The organism is bacterium (assembly GCA_030685015.1).
Lineage (GTDB): Bacteria > CAIWAD01 > CAIWAD01 > CAIWAD01 > CAIWAD01 > CAIWAD01.
In genome coordinates, this window is sequence record JAUXWS010000093.1 from 1 (window position 1) to 4468 (window position 4468).

General features: G+C 65.7%; 3 protein-coding genes. All 3 read right to left on the reverse strand.

What is annotated here, in order from left to right; genetic code table 11:
- Positions 1-1151 (reverse strand): AAA family ATPase (locus Q8O14_13435; GenBank protein MDP2361729.1); only part of this gene is annotated, 1151 nt, incomplete at its 3' end.
- A gap of 165 nt (positions 1152-1316) precedes the next feature.
- Entirely contained in the window at positions 1317-4199 is a 2883-nt protein-coding gene (locus tag Q8O14_13440) for a toprim domain-containing protein (GenBank protein ID MDP2361730.1), read from the reverse strand.
- Between the two features lie 10 nt (positions 4200-4209).
- A partial coding sequence (locus Q8O14_13445) for a hypothetical protein (GenBank protein MDP2361731.1) occupies positions 4210-4468 on the reverse strand: 259 nt, incomplete at its 5' end.

Below are 4468 nucleotides of genomic sequence, written 5' to 3' on the forward strand. Positions count from 1 at the left end.
GCGCCCATGGCCAGGGACACCTCCAGGCGCTCGGCGTCGCTGGCCTGCGCGAAGGGCTTCTCCTTGTAGCGGATGGTCCCATCCTCCGTGATGGCCAGGCCCTCGATGGGCAGGCGGGCGGACAGGAGGACCTGGGCGATCTCGTCGTTGACGGCATCGATGCGCGTGGTCAAGGCTTCGCTCGATTGCTGCAGGCGCAGGGCGGCCTGCTCCTCCTCCTGGTGGCGGCGGGCCGCCCGGGCGCGCGTGTTGTCCGCCTCCGCCGTCGCCAGCTTGTTCACCAGCACCGGCAGGCCCGGATCCACGAGGGCCTCCACGGCCTTTCGCTGCTCCCGGCCCTGGGCCACCAGCGTCTCCACGCGGGCGCGCGCCTCCGCCAGCTCCTGCTCCAAGCGGGCCACATCCTCCTTGGCCGCGGCATGGTCGCGGTAGAGATCCTGCATCGACTGGCGCACCGCGTCGTTGGCCCTCTCCTGCTCCCGGGCGGATTCGATCTGGCGGGTCAGGTCCGACAGGCTGACCTCCTCCCTGGGTGCGTCCACGGAGGGCGGCTCCAAGGCCTCCAGGCGCGCCTGGGCCGCTTTCAGGTCCCGGTTCACGTCCGTACGCTCGTCGTAGATGGCCTGGCGCTTGGCCTTCAGGGCCTCGATGGGTTCCCGCACGCCGGCCAGGTCGATCATCACCTTGGCCTGGGCTTCGGGCTTCATGCGCACGAACTCGCTGGGATCGAAGCACAGGGTGTGGAAGAAGGCGTCCAGGATGGCCTGGGGGCTGGGGAAGCTGCCCTTGTCCGGGGTCCAGATCTTCAGGCTCCAGCCGCCCTCGGCCGTGATGGTGCGCGTCACGCGGATCCGCCGCGGGCTGTTTGAGCGGGCGTCGTCCGCCGGCGCCAGGTCCAGGGCGATGACGGCCTTGTCGGCGTCTTCATGGACGGGCTCGTCCTCGCGCTGCAGGACCTTGGCCCCGCCCAGCGCCGTCCAGATGGCCTTGATGACGCTGGACTTCCCCTGGCCGTTCTCACCGGATAGGTCCACCGCGTGGGCGGCGGGGTCGAAGGCGATGCGCACGGCCTTCAAGCGCAGGAAGTTCTCGGCCGACAGGCCAATGAGACGGTAGCTGTCGGCCAGCTGGTGGGGTTTCTTCTCAGCCAACTGTGGCCTCCTTCTGCTGCTTATCCTTCCGGCGCTCCGGCATCCATCTCCATCTGCGGAAGGCTGTTGGACCCTTCCTGGATGGTCTCCACGCTCGCCCATGCTCATCGTGCCCGGATTCGTGCACACGGCGTTCTGTCTTCATCTCGGCCATGACGGGTCCTTTCAGAATGGGAGGTCTTCGGGTTCTTCAATGGCAGGGGGCCGCGCCGGCACTGCCGTCGACTGCGTCGGCGCCGGCGTGGGGGCGGCCGCATCCTCGGCGTCCAGTCCGTGCAGGCGCTGCAGCGCTTGGTGCAGGGTATCGGGTTTGAGCTTCATGACACGGACGCGCTTGCCGCCCACCGTGGCCCGGCTGATGTCTGTCTCCGCGATGACGTGCTGGGACTTCAGCAGGTTGGTCAGACGGTTGCTGGTCAGCTTCTTCTCGAAGGGCCAGGCTCCATCTTCCTGCAGCTCGGTGTGGATACCGTCGGCCAGCTTGTTCGTGACGTAGGACCAAGCCGTCCCCGCCAGCTCGAAGTCCTGCTGGTTGTCACCGGTGATGAGGTTGTGCAGCGTCTGCAGAATGAGGATGTCGATGTTCTCGCGGCGGCCCTTCTCTTCGCGCTCGGCTTCCTTCTCCCGCTGGGTCTGTCGGATGCGATCGAACAGGCTGCAGGTCTCATCCCAGGTGGCTTCGCGGTCGACCTGGGCAGCCAGCACCATGATGGGCAGCCAGATCTCACGTTCACGGCTTTCGAGATCCGGGAAGGCCCCCACCCATTCATGGGAATAGATTTGGTGGATGATGTGGAACTTGGTGAGGGCCCAGCAGTGCAGCTTGTTGCGCAGGATCATGGCGCGCCGGGCAATCTCCTGCTCGCATTGGGCCGCGTCCCGGATCACCACGTCCTTGTGCTTCTTCAGGCTGCGGAGCTGGATGCAGCGGTTGCCAAAGACATGGTCGATCTCGTTGATCGAAGCGAAGCACTTTGGTCCGAAGGTTTCGAAGATCTCCACCAAGCCGGAATCCATGTTGGTGCGGCTGGCGCTGGCGCCACGCTTGTAGGATTCATTGAGCATGAGCCGGATCGTGGCCTCTGGCGTTCCCGGCTTTGGGTGACTGAGCTTTTCAGCCTCATCAAGCAGCATGGTGGCTCGATTGGCATGAACGGTCCGAAAGAGGGCTGACTCGGTGACGCTGGAAGACTTCCTGGAGTTGAAGGCCAGGGCGGCCACGAAGTCCAGGCTCAGTGACTTGCCGGAACCAGTACCCCCATTGAAGTGCAGATAGCCCAGGCGGCCGAAGATGGGGTACACGTAGGTCAGCATGATCCACAGCGCCAGCACGTCGAAGTCGCCTGCCGCCGGGTACCAGATGAACTCGGACAGGAAGTCGCGGAGCTCTTGGAAGATCTCAGCAGTGCTTGGTGTGTTGGCTTCAGGATCCGCCAGAAAGCGGCTCACGCTGTAGGGCACGTCGTCGGCCAGCGTCCACCGTGGAAAGTCGGGATCGGGAAATCGACTCAGCTTCGGGTCATTCACGGCACGGGTGGAATAGCGTACCAGCGACGCTTTGATTCCCTGCGATGTGACGCTGCTTTCAACGATGCACTTGACCCCACCCTTTGATTCAGGATCAGCCCCCCAGATCCCGATGTGGGCCGTGGGCGTCTCATCATCGAAGCAGAAGTCGAGGGCGGCCACAAACTGAGGCGTGTCCTCCAGCAGCACGCCTGCGTCACCGACTCCCTTCTGAGCAGCCCGCTCGCTTCCCTTGCTGGCTGCCTGGCCTTGTGGATCAGCCTTGGCAACCGTTCGCAGCATCTCCCGGAGGGATGTTGGCCGGGAGTCTATTCGCTCTGCGATGGATTTGAGATAGACATCCTGCAGGTTCACGTCCAGGGCCCTGACGTTTGCCAGCAGCTCGTGCAGTAGGGCCTGGGCATCGCGGGTCATGCGCTCCCCGGCCTTCACGTCCGGGAGAAGCCTGATCTGGTAGGTCAGAAGATCCGGGGCGGCCTGCAGCAGAGCTTGGAACTCCTCCGGGGTTCCCCCGCCACGTGCCCAGTCGTTGATGTCCTTCTCGCCCGGCATGTGCAGGATGCGCACCTCGCCGTCCCGCAGCGCCGCCTGGATGGCCTGGGCGGACTTCAGCACCCGGGCGCGGCCGGCGGGGTCGTTGTCCCAGACGAGCGTGATCTCCTTTAGGTGGGCGAACTCGCGGGCGTTGAGCGTTGCCTCCAGACCCAGGTTTCCTGCCGCTGGGATTTTCCAGGCGGCCAAGGTCATGGCATCGGGGATGCCTTCAGCCAGGACCGCCTTCCGCTTTGGATTGAACAGGGCGTCCACGTTCCAAAGCCCCGCCGGCTGGCCGGCCAAGTGGATGAACTTGCGGTTCCCCTCGGCGCCGGGCAGGGCCCGGAAGGTCATGCCCACCACGCGCTGCCGCCTGATGAGCGGGAAGGTGATGCGCGTGTCGTGAAAGAGCAGGCGGCCGTTGGCCGTGCGCAGCCCGGCCTCCTCGAAGTCCGCCGTGTTGTTGCCGGCGAGGAGCGGATGCTTGGCGCGCACCTGGTAGAGCTTCTCCAGGTTAAGCAGGCCAACCCTGTGATCTTTCAACAGGTCCTCGTCAAAGCCCCGGCCCGCCAGATACTCGCGGGCCCCTCGGGCCACGTCGTTGTCGGCCAGGAGCAGGCCGCTGGCATAGCGGGCCAGGATGCCCAGCGTGTCTTCGCGCTTGTGCAGGGCCTCCTCCGCCGCCCGCTCTTCCTCCGTGGGCGGGGCCAGGTCAAGGCCCTTGGACTCGGCGGCGTACCTGACGGCGCCCTTGAAGTCGAGGCCCTGCTCCAGCATGATGTAGTCGAGGGGGCTCCCGCCGCAGCGTCCCGTGGGATGGCTTGGGCACCACCACGAGTTGGTCTCCGGGTAGACCATGAAGGACCCGTTCGCGTCTTCGTGCCCGGGCAAGGGACAGCGGATAGGTTTGCGGCCCGTGTGGTGCGGCACCAGCTCGTCCATGGTCAGTTCGCGCTTGATGCGCTCCACCAGGTCCAGGTATCCCACGGACGAACTCCTATCGAATGACGGCCTGGAACAGGTCCTCTCTCATGCCTGCCAGGATGGCCGCCGCGGCGTCGAACTGGTGCTCGCTGCGGTCCTTGGTGGCGTCCCAGCCGGCGCTTGCCCAGGGCCGGCCGTCCCGGGCACGGCAGGCTTGCACGGCCTTGGCCACTCGCTGCTTGGTGGCGGTGAGCCCCCCGCCCACGCGTTCCTTGATGTCCCCCGGCAAGAGCCAGATGGTGCGGGCGTCGTGGTAGACCTTGGCCGTCACC